Origin of the sequence: Aeromonas aquatica (assembly GCF_000764655.1) — a bacterium.
GTDB lineage: Bacteria > Pseudomonadota > Gammaproteobacteria > Enterobacterales > Aeromonadaceae > Aeromonas > Aeromonas aquatica.
This window is the reverse complement of the sequence record NZ_JRGL01000021.1, coordinates 33797-55452: the sequence shown is the minus strand read 5'-3', so window position 1 is coordinate 55452 and position 21656 is coordinate 33797. Positions and strand designations below refer to the sequence as shown.

The 21656-nt window shown below is 60.5% G+C and carries 17 protein-coding genes; 7 read left to right on the top strand and 10 right to left on the bottom strand.

Features of this window, described 5'->3' with window-relative positions; genetic code table 11:
- Positions 1 to 84 precede the first annotated feature (84 nt).
- Entirely contained in the window at positions 85 to 723 is a 639-nt protein-coding gene (locus LG30_RS0105845) for a LuxR C-terminal-related transcriptional regulator (protein WP_161785817.1), read from the bottom strand.
- A gap of 510 nt (positions 724 to 1233) precedes the next feature.
- On the opposite strand from LG30_RS0105845, the gene LG30_RS0105840 reads away from it, so the two are divergent.
- Both LG30_RS0105840 and LG30_RS0105835 read left to right on the top strand, forming a co-directional pair.
- A complete protein-coding gene (locus LG30_RS0105840; protein WP_033129776.1) occupies positions 1234 to 1815 on the top strand; it encodes a single-stranded DNA-binding protein in 582 nt (193 codons plus the stop codon).
- A 167-nt stretch (positions 1816 to 1982) separates the two neighbouring features.
- Positions 1983 to 2753: a substrate-binding periplasmic protein gene (locus LG30_RS0105835; protein ID WP_033129775.1), complete on the top strand. Its 771-nt coding sequence runs from the start codon at positions 1983 to 1985 to the stop codon at positions 2751 to 2753.
- 47 nt (positions 2754 to 2800) lie between these two features.
- Here the strand turns inward: LG30_RS0105835 and LG30_RS22875 are convergent, their stop codons facing one another.
- Positions 2801 to 2923: a hypothetical protein gene (locus tag LG30_RS22875; RefSeq protein ID WP_100860060.1), complete on the bottom strand. Its 123-nt coding sequence runs from the start codon at positions 2921 to 2923 to the stop codon at positions 2801 to 2803.
- Positions 2924 to 3457: 534 nt separating this feature from the next.
- Here LG30_RS22875 and yjbD point away from each other — a divergent pair.
- Both yjbD and cspE read left to right on the top strand, forming a co-directional pair.
- Complete coding sequence (gene yjbD, locus LG30_RS0105830) at positions 3458 to 3742, top strand: DUF3811 domain-containing protein (RefSeq protein ID WP_033129774.1); 285 nt, start codon at positions 3458 to 3460, stop codon at positions 3740 to 3742.
- Between the two features lie 390 nt (positions 3743 to 4132).
- Positions 4133 to 4345: a transcription antiterminator/RNA stability regulator CspE gene (cspE, locus tag LG30_RS0105825; RefSeq protein WP_025328559.1), complete on the top strand. Its 213-nt coding sequence runs from the start codon at positions 4133 to 4135 to the stop codon at positions 4343 to 4345.
- Positions 4346 to 4712: 367 nt separating this feature from the next.
- Here cspE and LG30_RS0105820 read toward each other — a convergent pair whose 3' ends face one another.
- Positions 4713 to 6098, bottom strand: a complete 1386-nt coding sequence (locus LG30_RS0105820; protein WP_033129795.1) for an ATP-binding protein — start codon at positions 6096 to 6098, stop codon at positions 4713 to 4715.
- A 10-nt stretch (positions 6099 to 6108) separates the two neighbouring features.
- Positions 6109 to 6831: a response regulator gene (locus LG30_RS0105815; RefSeq protein WP_033129773.1), complete on the bottom strand. Its 723-nt coding sequence runs from the start codon at positions 6829 to 6831 to the stop codon at positions 6109 to 6111.
- Between the two features lie 200 nt (positions 6832 to 7031).
- Here LG30_RS0105815 and LG30_RS0105810 point away from each other — a divergent pair, with 200 nt between their 5' ends.
- The gene (locus LG30_RS0105810; RefSeq protein ID WP_033129772.1) at positions 7032 to 7397 is read left to right on the top strand and encodes a hypothetical protein; all 366 of its coding nucleotides are present in this window, start codon (positions 7032 to 7034) and stop codon (positions 7395 to 7397) included.
- A 145-nt stretch (positions 7398 to 7542) separates the two neighbouring features.
- Here LG30_RS0105810 and LG30_RS0105805 read toward each other — a convergent pair whose 3' ends face one another.
- The 3 genes from LG30_RS0105805 to LG30_RS0105795 all read right to left on the bottom strand — a co-directional run bounded on the left by LG30_RS0105805 (position 7543) and on the right by LG30_RS0105795 (position 10185).
- Complete coding sequence (locus LG30_RS0105805; protein WP_033129771.1) at positions 7543 to 7962, bottom strand: hypothetical protein; 420 nt, start codon at positions 7960 to 7962, stop codon at positions 7543 to 7545.
- A 129-nt stretch (positions 7963 to 8091) separates the two neighbouring features.
- Positions 8092 to 9093 (bottom strand): sensor domain-containing diguanylate cyclase, encoded by a 1002-nt coding sequence (locus LG30_RS0105800; RefSeq protein WP_033129770.1) that lies wholly within the window; start codon positions 9091 to 9093, stop codon positions 8092 to 8094.
- 171 nt (positions 9094 to 9264) lie between these two features.
- Entirely contained in the window at positions 9265 to 10185 is a 921-nt protein-coding gene (locus tag LG30_RS0105795; protein ID WP_033129794.1) for a helix-turn-helix transcriptional regulator, read from the bottom strand.
- Positions 10186 to 10260: 75 nt separating this feature from the next.
- Here LG30_RS0105795 and LG30_RS0105790 point away from each other — a divergent pair, with 75 nt between their 5' ends.
- Entirely contained in the window at positions 10261 to 10659 is a 399-nt protein-coding gene (locus LG30_RS0105790) for a VOC family protein (protein WP_033129769.1), read from the top strand.
- A 609-nt stretch (positions 10660 to 11268) separates the two neighbouring features.
- Entirely contained in the window at positions 11269 to 12546 is a 1278-nt protein-coding gene (drt2, locus tag LG30_RS0105785) for an antiviral reverse transcriptase Drt2 (RefSeq protein ID WP_033129768.1), read from the top strand.
- Positions 12547 to 12608: 62 nt separating this feature from the next.
- Here the strand turns inward: drt2 and recD are convergent, their stop codons facing one another.
- From recD to recC, 3 genes are read right to left on the bottom strand one after another with little or no spacing between them, the layout of a single operon-like run.
- Positions 12609 to 14663, bottom strand: coding sequence for an exodeoxyribonuclease V subunit alpha (gene recD / locus LG30_RS0105780; RefSeq protein WP_033129767.1), 2055 nt, complete (start codon positions 14661 to 14663; stop codon positions 12609 to 12611).
- Positions 14660 to 18274, bottom strand: a complete 3615-nt coding sequence (recB, locus tag LG30_RS0105775; RefSeq protein WP_033129766.1) for an exodeoxyribonuclease V subunit beta — start codon at positions 18272 to 18274, stop codon at positions 14660 to 14662. The genes recD and recB overlap by 4 nt, the downstream gene beginning before the upstream one ends.
- Positions 18274 to 21645, bottom strand: a complete 3372-nt coding sequence (gene recC / locus LG30_RS0105770) for an exodeoxyribonuclease V subunit gamma (protein ID WP_033129765.1) — start codon at positions 21643 to 21645, stop codon at positions 18274 to 18276. Before recC ends, recB begins: the two co-directional genes overlap by 1 nt.
- Positions 21646 to 21656 lie beyond the last annotated feature (11 nt).

Below are 21656 nucleotides of genomic sequence, written 5' to 3'. Positions count from 1 at the left end.
CTCGATACACAAATCAGAGCGAATCAGTATGGCATAGAGACTACTGGATGAATAGACAGGTTTTTATCATCCTCACCCTGCTTTTCAGAGAAATTCTTTGGCCCAGCTCACCGCCTGCAGGCGGTTCTTGACGTTCAGTTTCTTGAACACGTTATAGAGGTGGGACTTGATGGTATGCTCGCTCACGAACAGGCTGTCGGCGATCTCGGTGTTGGAGGCCCCCGTCATCAGGTGGCGGACGATCTCCTGCTCCCGGGCCGTCAGCAGCGTCTGATTGCGCAGCGGCTGTCCGCTCCCCTTGCGGTAGTAATCCACCAGATCACAGAGCAGGTGGCGCGGGATCCAGTACTCCCCCTGCAGCACCTTGCCGATGCCGATAACCAGTCGATCCAGACTGTCCTGACGGAAGAAGAGCCCGCTGGTGTGGGGCCACATCAGCAACAGCTCCCTGTCCGTGCTGGTCGGGGCATTGAGCAACACAGCGCTGGCCTTGTCGAAGCGGTCGCAGATCGCCTTGCTCCAGTCGGCTTGCTGCGCCGTCTTGAGGTAATCCAGATCGATCAGGAACAGCGGCTGACTATCCGCCTCCGAGGGGGCAGGCAGCGCATCCAGCTCTCCGACCAACAAAATGGACAAGCCAAGCTGCTCGCCGAGGTGACGCTGGAAACTGACGGCTTGTGCATTATGTTCGGTGATCAGCACTAGGGGATATTCGGGCGTCATCAAGAAAACTTCCTTGCACATTCGGGTCAGGGCTTTTCGGCAAGAAAGAGTACCAATCCCCTTCCTGGCTGCAGCATTAAAAAAGTATTAGGCGCCGCAGCGACCCCTTTGAAGCTTAGTAATTTCTCAACCAATACAAATGACTAGCACGACCTCCCCATTTGGGGGGTCTACTAGTGCCAGCCCACACCTTAACAGCCCTCCCCTGTCGGCGCAGCACTCTGTGGTGTTGCTCCCTTGCTGGCAGCCCCACACCTCGGGTAAGTTACTCAGAAATCCAGCGATTGATTGGCGCACTCCGGGCAGTGAAGGTGTGCGATTATGCCCGCCAACTGATACTATTGCGGGCCAACGCTGCGATGGACGGCCAGTCACTACTCTGTATCGGACACCGTCATGACATGAGTGAAGATGCGCCTCACCACAGTGGGCGCCACTCACCGACAGCAAACGAATGTTGAATGGTCCGGGCATCAGGCCTGGCCGGTATATAAAGGTGGAAGAGAGATTATGGCCAGTCGAGGCATCAATAAAGTCATTCTGATCGGTAACCTGGGGCAAGACCCGGAAGTGCGCTACATGCCGAGCGGCGGTGCCGTGACTAACATCACCCTGGCCACCTCCGAATCCTGGCGCGACAAGCAGACCGGTGAGCAGAAAGAGCGCACCGAATGGCACCGTGTTGTGTTCATGGGCAAGCTGGCCGAAGTCGCCGGTGAGTACCTGAAGAAGGGCTCCCAGGTCTATGTCGAAGGCAAGCTGCAGACCCGCAAGTGGCAGGATCAGGGTGGCCAGGAGCGTTACACCACCGAAGTGCTGGTCGATAGCTTCACCGGCGTGATGCAAATGCTGGGTGGCCGTCCGCAAGGCGGCGCTGGCCAGGGCATGGGTGGTCAACAGTCTCAGGGCAACTGGGGCCAGCCACAACAGGCGGCGCCACAGCAAAACATGCAGCGCCCTGCCGCCGCTCCTCAACAAAACATGCAGCAACAGGGTGGCTACAGCCGTCCTCAGCAACAGCAGCAACCTCAGTCTGCCCCGCCGGTTTACAACGAACCGCCGATGGATTTCGACGACGACATTCCGTTCTAATCCGACAAAATCACTGCCAGGCCCTGACTGTTCAGGGCCTTTTTTTGCCTACTTCTGACGCAGCCACCCGCTCTCACATCATGTTATTGCGACTATCCCTCCCGTCTCGTCTCCCCCGCCTTCGGCTGTGGTTATCATCAGGGCGAGTCATCCGCCTGAGAATATGCATGGGATCCTTCAACCGCCTGCTAAGCGCCATCCTGCTGCTGCATATCGGCCCCCTGATCGCCGAGCCACTGCGAGTTGGTGTCAGTTTTGCCATCCCTCCTTATGTGATAAAGCACCAGGGCCGCGGCATCGAACTCGATCTGCTGACGGAGGCATTTGCCGGCAGTGGCGACGAGATCCGATTCGAATACCTGCCGCTGGAACGCACCTTCCGCATGCTGGAGAGCGGCAAGCTGGACGCCATCATCAATGTGAAACCCGGTATGTTGAGCCACGCCTATTTGTCACAACCGGTGATCACCTTCCACAACCGGGTCTTTACCCTCGGCCAGACCCGGATCCACGCATTGGAGGATCTGAAGTCATTGCGTGTCAGCGCCTTCCAACGGGCACGGCAGATCCTGGGAGAGGATTTCGCTGGCGTGGTCGATCAGAATCCTCGCTATGAGGAGGTCGCAAGACAAGAAGGACAGGTGCAGCGGTTGCTGCTGGGGCGCACGGATGCCGTGATCCTGGAACAGAGGGTGTTCCATTACTACCTTGCGCAGCTGAGCGGCAGTGAGCCCTACTCCGGCCGCTATAACCCCAACCAGGTAAGGCAATTCGAGCTGTTCGCCCCCACCCACTATCACTTCGCCTTTCGCCAGGCGACGCAGCAACAGTGGTTCGATCGCGAGCTGACCCGGATGAAAAAGGACGGACGCTATGAGCGGATCTTTGCCGCCTACGGCACGACTTCATCGACCAAAAACATAAAAGCCAGCCCATGACAGGCTGGCTTGATACTGGCTCCGAAGGAACTACAGCATGGGGAGCGTTACTTTATCGCGCTGCCATTTTTCAGGTCGGCTTTCTGCCGTTTAGCATCGCGCTTCTCTTTCAGTGACATCTGCGGTTTTTTCTTGGCATCTTTGCCGTGATGCTGTTCTTTGTTGCTCATCATCAGACTCCAAAATGTTACCCAGACAGTTGGAACCGGGGTTCCAGCGTGTCAGCCGAATCATAGGTCACAGTACGCTTGCAGTGACGATCTGGGATCGCACTGATACCAGCATACCCCTAACCTCCTACCCGGATCCAGCCTCTCAGGATAACGGCAGATCAGCGGCCAGAGGCTGCATCGACCCCATGGAATGAACCTCAGGGAACTCTCCCACAGCAGCCACAGTCGACTAAATCGAGTCCAAACCTGGATAGCGTCAAGCGGCTCAATCTCTCGTTCTGCCAAGAATGGTGACCGGGTCCCTCTCCTGACTTGCTCCTGGATGGGCCTGGCTCGGGCTGCACAGGCCATGCCCTCATTCGCGAAACACAAAGTCCATGCACCACAAGCCACCGGATGTTGCCTGGAACAGGGTAAAAACAGACTAGAAATAGCACTCAACCTGCACTTTTGATCGCAAGTCGACGATTGCATAAGAGTCGGCCCCCGGAGTGTGCTAGGGTGGACCATCACCTGCCGCAGGAGCGCGCCATGAAAAAGCTGGAAATGAAAGACCTCACCGAGGCAGAGAAGGCCGAGATCACCCTGTTGCTGCAGAAGGCACAGGCCAATGCCGATCACACCCTGACCAATGGGGAACGCAACAAGATCCGTGAAGAGGGGCGCCTGAAAATCGCAGCGGATCGTGCAAAGGTCGCCAAGGTGGCCTCCGCACTGGCACGAGAAAAGGCCAAGGAGCGCGCCAAGAATCAGGTATTACCCGATACCTTCAGCTGGGCCGACTCCGTCAGCAACAAGTACCGCAGCAAACGATAGTCCCTTCATGCCCATGTCCGGGCGCTTATCCTGCCGTCCGGACATGGCAACCCATCCTCGCTATTTTCGTCCTGAACACATCTATAACTATCTGGTGAAAAACAACTTTTACAAAACAAACACCTTCAAACACTCTGGGTGGAGGTAATTAACACCAAGATAAAGATTGCCATGACGAGGAGAGCGTGTTTTAATCACTCTCGATGGTTCGGTAGTTCAGACCTGATTATGTTAGGCAGTCATTTTAAAGCAGTGATTTGTGTATAGAGTTGTCCCAGATGATTCTTGCCAAATAATTTCCTTCTTTAGTGCTCCTCATACGTATTGCTGACGAAAAATCATGGATTGCCGCAACCGTGGCGTTTCAATATCACTATTAAGGAAATTATTATGTCTAACAAAATGACTGGTACCGTAAAGTTCTTCAACGCTGAGAAAGGCTTCGGTTTCATCTCCCCTGCTGACGGTGGCAAAGACGTGTTCGTACACTTCTCCGCTATCCAGTCCACCAGCTTCAAAACTCTGGACGAAGGTCAGCGCGTTGAGTTCACCATCGAGCAAGGCCAGAAAGGCCCGGCTGCTGCCAACGTAGTTGGTCTGTAATTCAAGCCAGGAAGCCTTCCCGTTCATCGGAAAGACCTTCTGCAAGAATTGAAAAAACCCGCCTAGGCGGGTTTTTTGTTGCCCGATTTTCGGCGCACTCTCCTCACGTCCCCTCCCGGCAGCCACAATGTCGCGACCAGTGACACCGCATGATCAGCCACCGGGTGACTATGCCCAAGCTTGCCCGCCTTACCCATCCAGATACGAAATAGCTCGCATCGACCGTTGCTTCGCAGCCAGCTAGCTCCCACAGTCAGCCGCCCAGAAGACTACACCCCAGATCGCCAGCCTCAGCCATCCAGGGGCAGGACGCGGATACAAAAAAGGGCACCCAGATGGGCACCCTCTCGATTGCTGAGGCCAGTGTTCACAGCGGCAGGCGGATCCTCGCCTCCAGTCCACCCTGAGATCGGTTGTGCAGGCTGAGCTCCCCGCCATGCTGATGCACCAGGGTGCGGGCGATGGCGAGCCCTAGCCCCACGCTGCCGGACTCGGTATTACGGGCCTCATCGAGCCGCACGAAGGGCTTGAACACCTCGTCCAGCTGGCTTTCAGCTATGCCCGGTCCCCTGTCACAAACCCGGATCAGCAGTTCATCCTCACCGCGCTCCAGCGACACCTCGGCACTGCCCGCGTACTTGATGGCATTGCCGATGAGGTTTTGCAGCACCCGCCGCAGGGTATTGGCACGGCAGGCATAGACCTGCTTGCCCTCGGCCAGGCAGGTGACTGGCTGACCGGTATCGGCGTAGTCGTCACACAGGCTCTCCAACAGGCTGACCAGATCCAGCTCACGGGTCGCCTCCTGTTGCCCCTCTTCCCGGGCAAAGCTCAGGGTGGCCGCCAGCATCTGCTCCATCTGCTGCAGGGTCTGCTGGATCCGCTCCTTGTCCTCCCCGTCGTTCAGGAATTCGGTGCGCAGCCGCAGGCTGGTGATGGGGGTACGCAGATCGTGGGAGATGGCGGCCAGCATGCGGGTCCTGTCCTGCACGAAGCGAGCGAGTCGGGTGTGCATGCGGTTGAAGGCCTGAATGGATTCGCGGATCTCGGTCGGCCCCTCCTCGCGCAATGGTTCTATGTCCTCCCCGCGCCCCAGCCGATCCGCATTGGCGGCCAGCAGCTTGAGCGGCAGGGTGGCCCGGCGGAACAGCCAGATCATCAGGCCTATCACCAGGCTCGCCACCAACAGCAGGTTGAGGGTGGTCTGCCAGGACCAGCTCGCCGACTCCTTGTCCACCAAAGAGCTGAATTGCAGCCAGCCGCCGTTTGGCAACTGGATGGAGCCATAGAGCCGCATGTCCTGAGGTGGCGGCATGCCGCCGCGATCCTTCATCATGCGGTTATGATGCCGCCAGGCCTGGCTGCGCTGGAACTCCTGCTTCAGCTCGGCACTGATCTCCACCGCCAGCTGCGGCGGATAGTCGAGCTTGGCCCGCACCAGCTTCTCGAAACGGGGGCTACGGTTATCCGGCTGCAACGGCTCGTCGGCGAGGCGCAGCAGCAAGGTTTCGCTGCGGCTCGCCTTCAGGATCTCGTGATAGAGCGAGGGGGGCGAAAGGGTGAGCAGCCGCACCACAGAGACGATCCGTTGCATGGCATTGCGACTGTTGACGTAGCCGAGCGCCTCTTCCCGATCCGAGCGGTAGATCTGGATGCTGAGCAGTTGGATCAACACCAGCCCCACCAGGGCAACCAGCACGATCTGGCCGGTCAGCCCCTTTGGCAAGACTCTGGAGCAGAGTTGCTTGATCATGGCCACCGGCTCACTCCTGCGTCACGTCGGCGGCAAACAGGTAACCGCCACCCCAGATGGTCTTGATGAGCTCGGGATTCTTGGGATCCCGCTCCAGCTTGCGCCGCAGCCGGCTCACCAGGGTATCGACGGCGCGATCGAAGGCCACCGCCTCACGGCCACGGGCTAAGTCCAGCAACTGATCCCGGCTCAGCACCCGCTGGGGCCGCTCGAGGAACACCTTCAGCAGATCGAACTCGGCGGTGGAGAGGCTCATTCCCACACCGTCCTCATCCACCAGTTCCCGGCGATTGATATCGAGCAACCAGCGATCGAAACGCAGATCCCGGGTCAGGGTGTCCGGTGCAGGCTGGGGCTCAGCCTGAGTGCGGCGCATCACTGCCTTGATCCGGGCCAGTAACTCACGGGGATTGAACGGCTTGGCGAGATAGTCATCGGCCCCCATCTCCAGCCCTATGATGCGATCCGTCTCCTCTCCCATGGCGGTGAGCATAATGATGGGCAGACGGGATTTCACCCGCAGCTCGCGGCACAGGGTCAGGCCATCTTCCCCTGGCATCATCAGATCCAGCACCAGCAGATCGAATTCCCGCTCGTCCAGCAGCCGCTTCATCTCCTTGCCATCGCGGGCACAGCTGACCCGCATCCCGTGTTGTTCCAGAAAGCGTTTCAGCAGATCGCGGATCTCGCTGTGGTCATCGACCACCAGAATATGAGGGCTACCTTGGTTCATCACTGTCTCTCCCGTGTTCGAGCTGGAGCGATTATACGAAAATCAACCGGGCGTATTATGTCAAACTGTGCCAGAGCGGCAGGATGCCACACTCTGCTACAAAATAGGCTCCAACTGGCAAAATTCAGACACTTCCACGGTGTTTACTGGATACCAAGGCGAAAGAGCCTCTACCCGTATTCATCCGACAGGAGTTACCCATGAAAAATCTGACCAAGACCCTGCTGACCGCCACCCTGATCCTCGGCCTGCCCCTTGGCGCCTATGCCGCCAGCGAAGCCGTGACCACGGCCCAGCCCGCAGCTGCCGCCACGGCCAAACCAGAGGGTTGCCCCATGGATGGCTCCGGCATGATGGGCGGCAAACACCATGGGGGCCGCCACGACAAGATGGCCCGCATGCAGAACATGACCCCGGAGCAAATCCAGACTCATCTGCAGCAGCGCTATGACAAGATCGAGGATCCGGCCAAGAAGGCCGAGTTCATCAAGAACCTGGGCCTGCGTGCCGATGGCATGACCAAGCACGCCGAAGTGATGAAGCAGTTCGCCGAAGCAAACCAGTAAGCAGCTCCGGATACCAGAGAGGGTGGCCAAGGCCACCCTCTGTCGTTTCTGACCCCCATCCGTTGCAGACCGAACAGCGGTAGCGGTAAGCATCGACCAGCAAAAAGGGGCCTCTTGGCCCCTTTCTCATGCACGTCGTTCAGACTCAGGCCTTGGTTTTGTCAGCCAGATTCAGGGTCTTGACGGTCTCGCCTTCGAACTTGATGAGGACGTTCTTCTGAGCGGCTTCGGTATCCTTGAACAGGGTCTTGGTGGTCTCGGCCAACATGGGGGAAACCTTGTTCAGGGCACCCAGATCATAGGTCCACACTTCCAGGCCGGCTTCGGTCTGGGTGCTGGCCGGGGCGCCCAGCTTGTCCTTGATGGCCTGCTTGTTGGAGCCGCCTTCCTTGATATCCAGCGCTTTCTTGATCGCTTCGTTGGAGGCGCTGTCCATGGCGGTGCCAGCCATCGTCTTGGCGCTGCTGGTGACACTGCTGGTAACGGTATCGGTCAGGGAATCCATCAGGCCGGCGTGGGCAACCAGAGGCAGGGCGGTCAGGGCAATCAGGAGGCACTTCTTCATTAAGATACATCTCACAGGAATGAAAGAGCGCGCATCAGACCAGTGAGCCGGGTCGGAGTCAAGTTGAACCCAAGGTCAAGCCGCATTCGGGGGGGAAGGGTGCATCTTGATGGCGGCAAAAGACAGAACCTAACCGCAGAGCTGATCCTTGCCCGCCAGCTTGGCCTGATAGAGCGCCCTGTCTACCCTCGCCATCAGCTGACTCAGGGCCTCCTCCGGCTGAGACTCGACCAGACCGAAGCTCATGGTGATCGGCTCCTGCCCCTTGACCCTGGCATGACCCAGCTGCTGGCGCAGCTTCTCGGCAACCACATGGGCATCCACCAGACGGGTATTGGGCAGGACCAGCATGAACTCGTCGCCCCCCCAACGGGCCAGCAAGTCGATCTCGCGGATGCAGCCCCGCGTCAGCCGCACTATGTCGATCAGGGTCAGGTCGCCGACGCCGTGGCCGTAGCGATCGTTGATCTGCTTGAAATTGTCCACATCCATAGCGACGACGGAGAAAGGCTCCTTGAAGCGCCTGGCCCGCTCATATTCCAGCCGTATAGTCTGCTCCAGCCGATAACGGCTGGCGGCACCGGTCAGGGAATCCGTTTCCGCCAGACGGCGATTCTCCTCCACCTGGCGTTGCAACTCCCGGTTGAGCCGCTCCAGCTCGGCGGTGCGCTCCACCACTTGCTGCTCCAGCGAGCGGTTGTGCAGCTCCAGCCTTGCATAGAGCTGCTTCTGGGCATGAATATCGCGGTGTGCCCCTATCATGCGGGCCACAGATCCATCGGGGTTGCGCGTGATGACCCGGCCGTAATCCTCGATCCAGACGAAGTCGCCCCCCTGACAGCGGCAACGGTACTCGACCTTGTAAGTGGCCGCCTCACCGCTCAGGTAGGCGTCGAAGCAGGCCATCACCCGCGCCAGATCCTCGGGATGGATCACGTTCTCCCAGGTGAATACGGTGTTGTTGAGCGAATGCGGCTCATACCCCAGCATCCGGTACCAGCCGGGGTTGCGGTAGACGAAGCCGGTGTTGGCATTCCAGTCCCAGATGCCTTCACTGATCACCTCGAGGATGCCATGCACCACCCCCTCGCTGACGTCAGAAATCCTTATCCTGTCCGTTTCCAGCTCCATGCGAGATCATCCTTTTCCTCTTAATCTCCGCCGGCGCGAAGATCCAAACATTGAGTGTAGAAGCCCGAGGCATCTTCTCCAGCCCATCTTGTTCGTGACATCCCCCGGGATCCGTCGTGATCGTTATCGGCCAAACCCAGATCCATGTGAGCAAAATTCAGCCAGCAACGCTCAGCCCTGTCCGGTTTTAAAGCCGGGATGGTGCAAGTTGCGGTAATGGCTGGGGGCCAGCCCGTGCTGGCGCTTGAAGGCGGTGGAGAAGTGGTACTCGTTCTTGAAGCCACACAGCCTCGCTACTTCCTTGACCGGATCGCCTCGACTGGCCAGCAGCAGGGCGGCCCGTTGCAACCGCAGCCATTGCAGCAGCGCCATGGGGGCCAGTGAAAAATGCTGCTGGCAGAGCCGATAGAGCTGGCGCTCGGAGAGGTGCAGCGCCCCGGCCATCCGCCCTATGTCCCAGCATTCGGTCGGCGCCTCTTTCAATAACAGTTCCAGCCGCAGTGCCAACCGCTCGCCACGCTTCTGCCCCTCCCCTTTTTGCAACAGGCGGCGCAGATAGAAGCCGAGTTGCTCCACCAGGAGTGCGCTGAGCAACGGGTCCTGATGGCGCTCCTGCTCCGCATAGAGGTTCTCCAGGGTATGCAGCAGGGTGGCCTGTTGGGAGGTGCAGCCGAGGCGGGGATGGCTTGCGAAGGCATCCCAGGGGGAGCCCTTGTGCAGCAGCAGCCATAGCAGATCCCAGCCGCCATTCTCCTCTACGGACTGCGGCTCCGGTAACCCGGTCTCTGGCAACTGCGTCTCTGCTAACCGATAGTAGAGCGGCTGGCCCGCCGGGATCAGCGCCCACTCTCCGCTGACAAGCCGCTCATAGCGCTCACCGATCAGCACCTCCCCCTCACCGCCCAGGGTGATCAAGAAACAGTGCACGTCCGCGAAGCGGCGTTCGATCCGATAGTGGGTTTGCAAGCGGGAATGGCCCGCCAGCCACACCCGCTCTTGTGCGAGCGCGGGCAACAGGCTGTCGCAGCAGATCTGCTCGCGGCAGTCGGGGGAGACTTCGATCACTTCCAGATTGGCAGTTTTAGACATCATCAGGACGGGCTCAGCCATGTCGAAGGATTAGGCCAGAGCATAACATCAAGGGCATCAACTCAAAGGAGACAGGCCATGCACATCCATCACGTTGCCATCTGGGCGCAGGATCTGGAGGCACTCAAGGCATTCTACTGCACCCTGTTTGGCGGGCAGGCGAATGAGCGCTACCACAATCCGACCAAGCAGTTCAGCTCCTACTTTATCCGCTTCGAGGAGGGCGCCAACCTGGAGCTGATGCACACCCCCATCCTCTTCCCGGCGGATTTGAGCCTGCCGCACCCGCTGCAGGGGCTGGCCCATATCGCCTTCGCCCTCGGCAGCGCGGAGGCGGTGGACAAGATGACAGCCCGCCTCAAGCTGCTGAAGGGGGCCGAGGTGAAACACCTGGACGGCCCCCGCTGGACCGGCGATGGCTATTACGAGAGCACCTTCCTCGATCCCGAAGGCAACCGGCTGGAGCTGACTGTTTAGCCCCTTGGTTGGCCCCTCACCCTGGCCCTCTCGTAAGTTCGATTAGCGAAGCGTAATCGGACAGCGGTAACGGTATTGCTCCCTTCTCCCGTTTATTAAAAAAGGAGGAGAAGGGCTGGGGATGAGGGGAGGAAAAAAGAGATTTGACGGTAAACGTTGGGCTTCGCTTCGCTCAACCACAACCTACACAATCGGTAGGTTGGTGCTGAGCCTGCGAAGCCCAACATACGAAACTTTTAAAATATAAAAAGTTGTTTTACGAGGTGGAGTGCAAAGCTCAATATATATAGACAATATTTTATTGTGTTAGCTCTCATCACAATTTATTATGACTTCGCTTACTTATTTAGGAAGTAAGGTGTATCACAAGCTGTCAAGTAGAACGCGCACCAGTACACTGGCTAGCAGACGACTTGCATGGCCGCAGATGGCTAGTAGACTCACGTCGAACACTCCTGCGATGATGGTATCATATATCATATCTGACATTCGTGGCCGACATCATATCGATGTTGTGAATGCGTATTTAAGTACGTTTGTTAAGCCCGGATTGGGAATCGGATGGCCACAGTCCTTTACCTTTCCGGGTTTTGCAATTAAAGGCTCTACATGATGAACTCAGAAAATAAATGGTTTCGGAGTCGTGGCTACTTACATTTTGATTCTCCAGTAAAATTACGGAAAGCATGTCAAATAGTCAAATCTCCTCTTAATATCGCCCAGCATGCTTTCTTTCCGCTAATCAAGTACGATATACAAAGTCTTAAAATATCAATAGACAAAGATGGCAATGTTCTAAAAAAAATCAAAACAAGACCAATCTCATACGCATCACATATCGACTCTCATATTTATTCTTACTATGCAGAGTTATTATCTGATTTATATGAAAAAGCTCTCGATAAATCACAACTGCAAGACTCAGTACTTGCTTTTAGAACTCTTGGGAAAAGTAATATTGATTTTGCTAACATAGCCTTTGAAAAAATAAAGGACCATGGTAATTGCACTGCAATCGCGATGGATATCTCTGGTTTTTTTGATAATTTAGACCATGATATACTCAAATCAATGTGGTGCAAACTACTCCAAAAGAATTCATTACCCAATGACCACTTCAATATATATAGGTCTCTAACTAAATCTTCTGTGGTCAATAGAGACCTATTGTATACAGCACTTAAAATATCGAAAAACAACCCCAAAGCTGCAGGATTAAGGCTTTGCGATATAAAAACCTTCAGAGAGAAAGTGCGAGGCCTTGAGTTAATAAAAACCAACTCGACTGGGAGAGGCATACCACAAGGAACATCTATAAGCGCCCTTCTTTCTAATATATATATGCTAGATTTTGACAAGAAAATAAAAGACATAGTTAAATCTATTTCAGGAGAATACTATCGCTACTGTGACGATATGCTTTTTATCATCGACAGTGATAAAACTAGCGAGTTGATTTCTCTAGTGACACAACATATCTCCGAACTAAAAATAGAGATAAATGATAAAAAAACAGAAGTTAGAACTTTCCATACATACTGTGGAGTTCAAAAATGCGACAAGCCACTACAGTACTTAGGCTTTATTTATGATGGCGAAAGAAAATTAATTAGATCAGCAGCCCTGGCTAGGTTTTCAGGCAGAATGAAAGCTGGGATAAGGTTAGCTAAAAAGACACACCAAAAAGCCAACCTCATTGAAGAAAAAGAAGGAGTGGCTAAAACACCACTATTTAAAAAGAAAATTTATGAGCGTTACTCGCATTTAAGCAAGAGAAATTTCATCACCTATGGCCATAAGGCGGCGAATATAATGGGATCTAATGCGATCAGAAAGCAATTAAAGCCTCTTTGGGGGCGCCTTATTAAAGAAATAAATGAGAAATAATATTTCATTCCTAAAAAATTATACGTTGACAGCGGCGAATCCCTTTACCGCCGTCCAATCGCTCACTCCCCCAACCTCTGTGCCAATCCTGAATACCGCTCGGTCTTTTTCCGTACCGCCTGTGCCAATAGGGCGCGATCGCCGTAGAGATCGAGCCGCGCCTTGGCGCGGGTGATGCCGGTATAGACCAGCTCGCGGGTCAGCAGGGGGCTGGGGCTGTCGGGCAGCACCAGCACTGTGTGGGCAAACTCGGAGCCCTGGGATTTGTGGATGGTCATGGCATAGACGGTCTCGTGAGGTGGCAGCCGGCTCGGCAACAGGGCGCGCAGACTGCCGTCCGGCTGCTCGAACCACACCTTCAGCCGGCCGGTTTCATCGGGCAGGCAGAGCCCCATGTCGCCGTTGTAGAGGCCGATGCCGTGATCGTTGCGCACCACCATCACGGGGCGGCCGGCATACCAGTCGCCATCGCGCTGAATAAGGCCAGCCCGAGACAGGGCCAATTCGAGGCGCTCGTTAAGCCCCAGCACCCCGAAGGGGCCGTCCCGCAGGGCGCAGAGCAGCTGGAAGCCATTGAACGCCTTGAACACGGCGGCGGGATCCATGCCCTCGCGGGCAGCCTTGAGATAGGCGCCGTAACCGGCCACCCCCTGGGCAATCAGGGCCTCGTAGGCCTCTCCCGCCCAGGGGTGCAGGCTGATGTCCTTGAATCCCGCACTCCAGACCGCCTCCAGCGCGGCGGCATCGCCGCCGTTGCAGGCCCGCGCCAGCTGGCCGATGCCGGAATGCTGGTCGAAGCGCCAGCTCTTGGTGAGCAGGCAGAGGCTGTCGCGCACCGGAGCCCCTGCTGGCCTGCCCTGCAGCCGGTAGCCGGTCTGGCGGGAGAGCCAATCCGCCTGCTCGGGGCTCATCCCCTGAGCGGTGAAGCTGCAGATATCGCCGAGCACGGCCCCGGCCTCTACCGAGGCGAGCTGATCCTTGTCGCCGAGCAGGATCAGGCGGGCGTGCCTGGGCAGGGCGTCCAGCAGGCGCGCCATCATGGGCAAGTCGACCATGGAGGCCTCATCCACCACCAGCAAGTCCAGATGCAATGGGTTACCTGCGTGATGGCGGAACTGACTGCGACCGGGGATGACCCCGAGCAGCCGGTGCAGGGTGCCCGCCTCGGTGGGGATGGCGGCCACCACCTCGGGGGCCAGATCCAGCCCCTGCAAGGCGCTGCCGATACTCTCGGTGAGCCGCGCCGCCGCCTTGCCGGTGGGGGCCACCAGCCGGATGGCGGTTGCCTTGCCTTGCTGCAGGCCGGTCTCCACCAGGATGGCGAGCAGCTTGGCGACCGTGGTGGTCTTGCCGGTGCCGGGACCGCCGGAGATCACCGCGAAGGGGCGCGCCGCCGCCGTGGCCGCCGCCAGCTTCTGGCCGTTGCAACAGAGCGCCTCGGGCACCAGGGCATCGAGCGCGCTCAGCTCGCTCGCCGCCTGGGCGCTGGCCAGCAGGGCTTCGACCCGAGGCCAGTCCACCTCGGCCGGTGACACCAGATCCAGATACTTCTCGACGAAGTGGCGAGCCGAAAAATCGGAGGAGAGGCGCGCGTCCAGCAGGGCGCCGAAGACGAGTCCATAGTCGCGGGCAAACAGCCGCGACAGAGCCGGGGCTATCTCCGGCCATTCGGCCTTTTCGCTCAAGAAGCGCAGATGGCGGGCCACCCCCAGCTCAAAATCGTGGTAGCGGGTGAGGTAGAGCCGCCCCTGCCACAGCCGCAGCGGCCAGCGGGGGGCTTCCCCTTCATGCTCCTGCGTTCCGACCAGGGGGCAGGTCGCAAACAAGGCGGGCCAGCGGGCTGGAGCTTCCAGATCCCCCAGCAGATCCCGGCTCTGATCCGGATCCAGCCCGAACGGGCGCCAGGATCCCTTGTCCCGGCCGTCGTGTGTCAGCAGTGCCAGCGGCAGGCAGACGTGGCCGCGGCCCAGCTCGAAGCAGGCGAGCGCCGCCCCCAGCACCAGCTCGGGACTGCCACCGAGATCCGCCACCAGTTTGGAAAATTGCAGATCCAGCTGGCGAATGCGGCCCGCCAGGGCCAATTGTTTCAAGCGCGCGATCATGTCTGTGCCCGTCATGCGTCCACCTTGTTCGATTCTTCTAAACGATAACCCTCGGGCATCACACCTTGGCTAAACAACTTGTCGAGCCCCAGCACCAGATCCCGGCTCGGGCGGGTATGGAAGACGCCCCCCTCCGGCATGCCGCGCAGGAACAGATAAAAGACGCCACCAAAGTGTTGGTCGAAGTCGTAGCCCGGCAGCCGCAGGGAGAGCAGCCGATGCAGCGCGAGAGAGTAGAGCTGATATTGCAGGTCGTAGCGATGATCACACATGGCGCGCTCCAGCGCCGGACGGCCGTAGTCCGCCGCGCTCATGCCGAGGTGATTGGACTTGTAGTCGAGCAGATACCAGCGCCCCTGCCACTCGAACACCAGATCGATAAAGCCCTTGAGCATCCCCTGTACCGTGCTGAAACTTAACGGTTTGTTGCCGGCCGACAGCGGATCGAAGCGCTGGCACAGGGCGGTGAGGGCCGGAGCCGTCACCCGCCCCATGGGCAGGAAGAACTCCAGCTCCACCTGCTTGCGATCGGCCGCGAGATCCCGCAGCCGCACCGGCGCCCCAAGCCCTGTCTCCAGCGGGGTGTCCAGCACCGCCTCCACCTGCTGTTGCAGCAGGGGAGCCCAGTGCGGGTCGAAGCCATCCCGCACCAGCAGCTCGGCGATATGGGTGCACAGTGCCTCGCCCCCTGCACTTTGGAAATCGATGGTCTCGAACAGGCTGTGCAGCAAGGTGCCGGGACGGGCCCCCTTGGGGAAGGTAAAGATGGATGCCTCGGGAGCCTCCTCCGGGGTCACGCCGGCGGCGGATTCGGTCACCACCTCATCATCGAAGCCGGGATTGGCCAGCACCCCCTTGCTGTGGCCCTGCCCCTGGGCCGCGAGCCCGGAGTAGGAGCTGATCCACCAGTCTCGCTCAAGCGTTCCCTCAACGCGGCGCACCTGGGGCTCACCCAGCTGCTCCAGCTCCGGCGGCAGCGGGGCCGGCCGGGTCAGCGAGGGCTCACCGACCGCCACCCCGGGCAGCCCCTGGGCAAGCTCGCCGAGGGCCGTGTTCAGGGTTGAGGCATCCCCTTCCTCTCCCTTCTGCAGCAGGTAACCGATGGCGGTATGGTGCAAGTCGGTCTGCTCCGACTTGCCATTGCCGGATCGCACCGGCGCCAGCCCGAGCCAGGTGGCATAGACGCCCCGGGTCAGGGCCACATAGAGCAGTCGCAGGTCTTCGGCGAGGCGCTCCTTGTCCGCCTGCGCCAGGGAGCCGTCGGCCCCGGTGAGATCCAGGACGCTGCGGTTCTGGCCCTCCACTTCCTCGTGGAACAGCGGGGTCTCGGCGGCGCGGTGGCTGCAGATGAAGGGCAGGAACACCAGCGGGTACTCCAGCCCCTTGGATTTGTGGATGGTGACTATCTGCACCAGCTTGCGCTCGGATTCGAGGCGCAGCACCTGCTCCGCCACCTGGCCGTTGGGGTGGCTCACCGCCTCCCCCAGCCAGCGCAGCAGGGCGTATTCCCCGTCCAGCTCGCAGCTCGCCTGTTGCAGCAGCTCCGCCAGATGAAGGAAGTTGGTCAGTCGCCGCTCCCCATAGGGGCTCGCCAGCAGGGAGGCGGCCAGGTTGCGCCGCTGCAGCAGGGCCCGCAGCATGGCCAACACGCCGCCGCGATGCCAGATCTTGCGGTACTCCATGAACTCCTGCACCGCACTCTCCCAGGCCCGCTCGTCCGAGGCAAGCGCCTCCAGCGCCCTGGCATCGAGATCGAACAGGCCGGTGGCGAGCGCCGCCCGCAGGCTGCGCTCCTCGCTCGGGTTCTGGCAGGCGTGCAGGATCAGCAGGATCTCCCGCGCCTCCACCTGGGCCAGCACGCTCTCGCGATTCGACAGATAGACGGAGGCGATGGCGAGCCGTGCCAGCTCCTGCTGCACCAGCCGCCCCTCGGCGCCGGTGCGCACCAGCACGGCCACGTCCCCCGCCTTGACCGGCTGGTCCCCCAGCAGGGCCTTGCCCTCCCGGGCCAGACTCAGCAGGCGGTGGATCTCCGCCGCGGTGGCGCGGGCCATCAGGCTCTGGTACTCCCCCCGGTTGAAGGTGGGCTGACCGCCAAGCTGCCAGCAGTGCAGCACGGGGGCGGCCTGCCCCTCCAGCATCAGCGCACGACCCTTGCCCTGCGCCTCGACCGGCAGGAAGGGAATATCCGCCTCATAGATGAAGGGATCTTTCGCCCGCTCGAACAGGCCGTTGACCGCCGCTACCAGCGCCGCGCTGGAGCGGTAGTTACGGCCGAGGCTGTAGTGGGCGCTCACATTTCGGCGCGCCTGGATGTAGGTGAAGATATCGGCGCCGCGAAAACCGTAGATGGCCTGCTTGGGGTCGCCGATCATCAGCAGCGCGGTATCCTGTTTTCCGCCATAGAGGCGGTGGAAGATGCGGTACTGCTGGGGGTCCGTGTCCTGGAACTCATCGATCATGGCGACTCTGTAGCTCGCCCGGATGCGCTCGCACAGCCGCTCCCCCAGCGAAGAGCCAAGCGCCCCGTCGAGATCCTTGAGCAGATCGTCGAACGACAGCTGATGGGCCTGCCGCTTGCTGGCCTGCATCCGCTCACGCACCACCCGCGCCGCCCGCTGCAGCACCAGATCCCGGATGCCGGGGCGGCTGGCCAGCAGCGCGTCTATTTGAGTGAACAGCGGCAGGGTCGGCAGCGCCTTTCCCTTGCTCAGCTTGGCTTCCAGCACCTCTTGGCCGAAGCGTTCCAGCTCCTTGGGGATGGCGTAGCCGCTGGCGGGATCCTGCGCCCAGTCGCCTACCTTGGCGAGCCAGCCTTCGTAGTTCTTGCCGGTGTAGAGTTTGATCTGGCCCTCGGTCTGGCGGCGGATCTCGTCGGTTTGCGCCAGCCACTGCCCCTTGATGGCCTCGATGCGCGCCATGGCCTCCCGATGACGTTCGATGAGCGTCTCCTCCCCCAGCTGGGGGCGGATCGCCAGCTCGCCGTTGTCGAGCCAGCCGTTCATCTCCCGCAGCAGGGCGGCGGGGCTGGGCCAGTGTTTGCGCACGGCGCGGGCCAGCGCCTCGTCCACCGGATAGAACTCGGCGCGCCAGTAGTCACTCACCGCCTGCAGCCTGAGCTGGCTGTCGTCGGTCAGAAATTCCGTTTCGAACAGGGCGCCGGATTCGAAGGCGTTCTGCTTGAGCATCCGCTGGCAGAAACCGTGGATGGTGAAGACCGCCGCCTCGTCCATCTGCCGCTCGGCGGCGAGCAACCGGCTGGCCGCCAGGACATGATCCTCGACCTCTGCCAGCAGACCCGCCAGCAAAGGATCCTTGTCTGGATCGGCGATGCTGCCACGCAGGAAGGCGAGCCGAGCCTCGTGGATACGGGCGCGGATCCGCCCCCGCAGCTCGGCGGTGGCCGCCTCGGTGAAGGTCACCACCAGGATCTCGGTCACCGACAGCGGCCGCTCGTGGGCGCTGGGCTGGCCCGCGTCCTCTCCCTCTTCGATCTGCGGGCCGTGGCCCAGCAGCAGGCGCAGATAGAGGCCGGCGATGGTGTAGGTCTTGCCAGTACCGGCGGAGGCTTCGATCAGGCGCTCGCCGTGGAGCGGAAAGCGCAGGGTATTGAGCGGGTTGGCCATTATGGGAGCGCCTCCAGGGTGTCGTGCAGCGCAGTCAGGTGTTCGCGGGCCAGGGCCCGCAGCTGGGTCAGCACCTCATCGTTGAGCTCGGGGAAGCAGCGGGCGACGTAGACGTCCTCCCCTTCCCCTGTGACCATGTAGCCGCCGTTGAAACGGGCAAGCGCCACCTTGTCGGCGGCCTCCGGTTTGTCGGGATCCTTCTCCATCGCCTTGAGCCACTCCCAGGCGGTGTTGGGGAAGAAGGGCAGCGGCCGCTTCATCCCCTGCTGCCAGAGCGCCACCAGCGCCGCCAGTCTGGGACGTGCCTCGTCGGCGGGCAGCACCGGCAGCCGCCAGCTCTGCTTGGCATCGAACAGCAGGGTGTCGCCGGGGGAATCGCTCAGGCAGAGGCAGAGGTGTTGCACCCAGCCCAGCAGCAGATCCTTGCCGTTGAAGCTGCCGGGTTTGATCACCAGAGCCCGGCCCTTCTGGGTATCAATCCAGCCCTGCAGCTGACCCTGGGCCAGGGCGATGTCGATCTCCACCGCCCGTTTTTCATCCTCCCCCTCACCGGCAATCCAGGGTCGCAGCCGCGCGGCCAGGCCGCCCATCTGCTCGTCCAGATCGTCCAGCAGCAGGTTGCCGAACCAGCCTTGTGGCAGCTGGCCGCTGAGCCGCAACCGCTCGCGCCGCACGTCACTGCTGCCCTCGTCGAGGTGGGCATCCAGCAGCAGGGCTTTGAGCTGATAATGTTGCAGGCCGTCCAGTTCGAACGGCTCGCTGTCCTCGATGTTCGCCTCGTTGAGTTCGAACCACACCTTGAGGCGGCGATTGAGGAAGTACCTGGCGGGCTGACGATAGAAGCGCAGCAGCTCGGCCAGCTCCAGCCCCTGCTCCTTGCCCCATTCGGGCGGTAACGGGAGCTCGCCGCTCTGGAAGTTGCTTGCCCCCGGCACGGGATTGAGGGCCGGCAGCCAGTCGGCGGCATAGGTGAACAGCCGCGACCCCGGTTCGGGATAGAAGTAGCTGTGGCTGTAAGGGGTGAGCGGGTGTTCGATGATCAGGTGTTTGAGCAGCCGCTCCCCCGAGGTCTCGTCATCGAGCGCCTCGTCCCCCGCCAGCACGAAGCCCTGGCGCACATAGTCGATGAGCTCCGCCAGCAACACGGAGGGTACCTTCTCGCTGTTGTCTTCGGCGCTGAACCCCTGATAGCTGATATAGAGCCCCTGCTGGGCGCTGAGCAGCGCCTCGAGGAAGAGGTAGCGGTCATCGTCCCGCCGGGATCGATCGCCGCGCCGGGAGGCTACCGCCATCAGATCGAAGCCCATGGGGGCCAGAGTGCGCGGATAGACGCCGTCGTTCATGCCGAGCAGGCAGACCTGGCGGAAGGGGATGGAGCGCATCGGCATCAGGGTGCAGAAGTTCACCTGACCGGCGAGGAAGCGCTGGCTGGAGCGCGACTCCCCCAGCACGCTGCCGAGGTAATCCCGTAGCAGCTCGGGGCTGATGGGCTGCTCGAAACGCGCCTCGGCCAGCCCCTCTTGCCAGTCCGCAAGGGCAGTGCGGATGAGCTGCAGCAGCCGCTCTTCGTCCTCATCGGCGAGGTAGAAGCGCTCGAGCAGCGCGTTGAGACAGGCGACCCAGTCCCCCAGACGCTGCGCCTGTTGCAGGCGCGGCAGGAATTCGGCGAGGGAATCCACAAACCAGGCCAGCTTGCCGAGGGCCAGGCCCTGCTGACCCTCGATGTCAGCGTAAGGCAGTATGCCGTCCACCGGCTCCCCGTCTCCCATGGCGAAGCCGAGCAACATGCGACGCAGGCCGAACAGCCAGCTGTTGCCGGACAGCGGCGGCAGCGCGAAGCGGGTGGGATAGGCATCGTCCAGCCCCCAGCGGATGCCAGTCTCCTGCACCCAGCGCCGCAGCTGGTTGAACTCGTCGTCATCGAGCTCGAAGCGGCGTAGCACGGCGGGCACTTCCAGGATGGCGAGCAGCTCCCCCGCACCGAAGCGGGCGTTCGGCAGCCCGAGCAGAGCGAGAAAGCTTTGCAGCAACGGGCTCTCCTGGCTGGCGGCCCTGTCCGACACCGCGAACGGGATGTGCCCGCGCGCCCCCGGCTTCTCCTTGCCGAAGACCGCCTGGATATAGGGGCCGTAGCTGTTCACGTCCGGCATCATCACCACCACGTCTTTCGGGGTGAGGCTGGAGTCTTGCTCGAACAGCGCCAGCAGTCGATCGTGCAGCACCTCCAGCTCGCGCATGGGGCCGTGGCAGGCGTGGATCTGCAGGGATCCATCCGCCGGATTGATGGGGCTCTTGTGATGGCTGCTGTCCAGTTCGAACTGACCCTCCCCTCGGGATCCCAGCTCCAGCACGTCCTTCTGGATGCAATGCAGCAAGCTGGTTTCGTCGATATCGACGAAGGCCTCTATCTGCGGCACCTCCAGCTCCATCAGCTGGTGCAGATAGTCCCGCCCCAGCTTGCCCATGGAGGCGAGCAGCGGGTTGGCCGGGCCCTGCAACGCCTCTATGTCGGTGCCGGGCTTGAGTTTGTTGGCGAGTCGCGCCAGCGTCTTGCGATCGAGCAGATCCCCCCAGTAGTAGCGGCAGGGGTTGGTGACGAACAGGTGCACCTCCACCTCGTCCCGACTGCCGAGGGCCAGCAGTGCCTCCACGTAGCGCGGCGGCAGCGCCGAGATGCCGAACACGAACACCCGCCGGGGCAGCTTGCCCGGCAGATCCCGGGTGCGCGCCAGCTCGTGGATAAATTCCTCGTAGAGATTGGCTCTGTGATAGCCGCTGGGCGCGAGCGCCAGGGTGCGGGCCACCAGCTCGCGCCACAGCTCCGGCTGCCAGTCCTGGCCGCTCACCTCCGCCAGCTCCTGGCGGCCGGTGCCGACCAGACCCTCTCCCTCTTCCCAACGGGCGATCCAGTCCGGCCGGTAGACCAGATACTGGTCGAACAGATCCGCGACCTTCTGGCACAGCTGCCAGAGCCGCACCTGGTCCGGTTCGGACGGCTGATCTTCTGCTCGCCGATCGGCGCCCCCCAGATAGGCGGCCAGGGGTGCGAAGGCAGGTCTGTCCAGCAGGGCCGGCAATATGGTCATCAGCTGCCAGCTCATGGCCCCCTTGTTGTAGGGGCTTATGCAAGGCACATCCGCCAGCACCTGGGTAAACATCTCCCAAATGAAGCTGGCGGGCAGGGGAAAGTCGATGTTGGCGGCGATGCCGAATGCCTTGGCCAGCTCCAGCTTGAGCCACTGGGCCATGCCCGGGCTCTGCACCAGGATCTGTTCCCGCTCGAAGGGGTGGGCAAGCGGCGCCTGCCGGATGCGATCCACCAGCAACTCTTTGAGCAGATCCAGCTGATTGGAGTGGTAGAGGGTAAACATGGGCAAGTCCC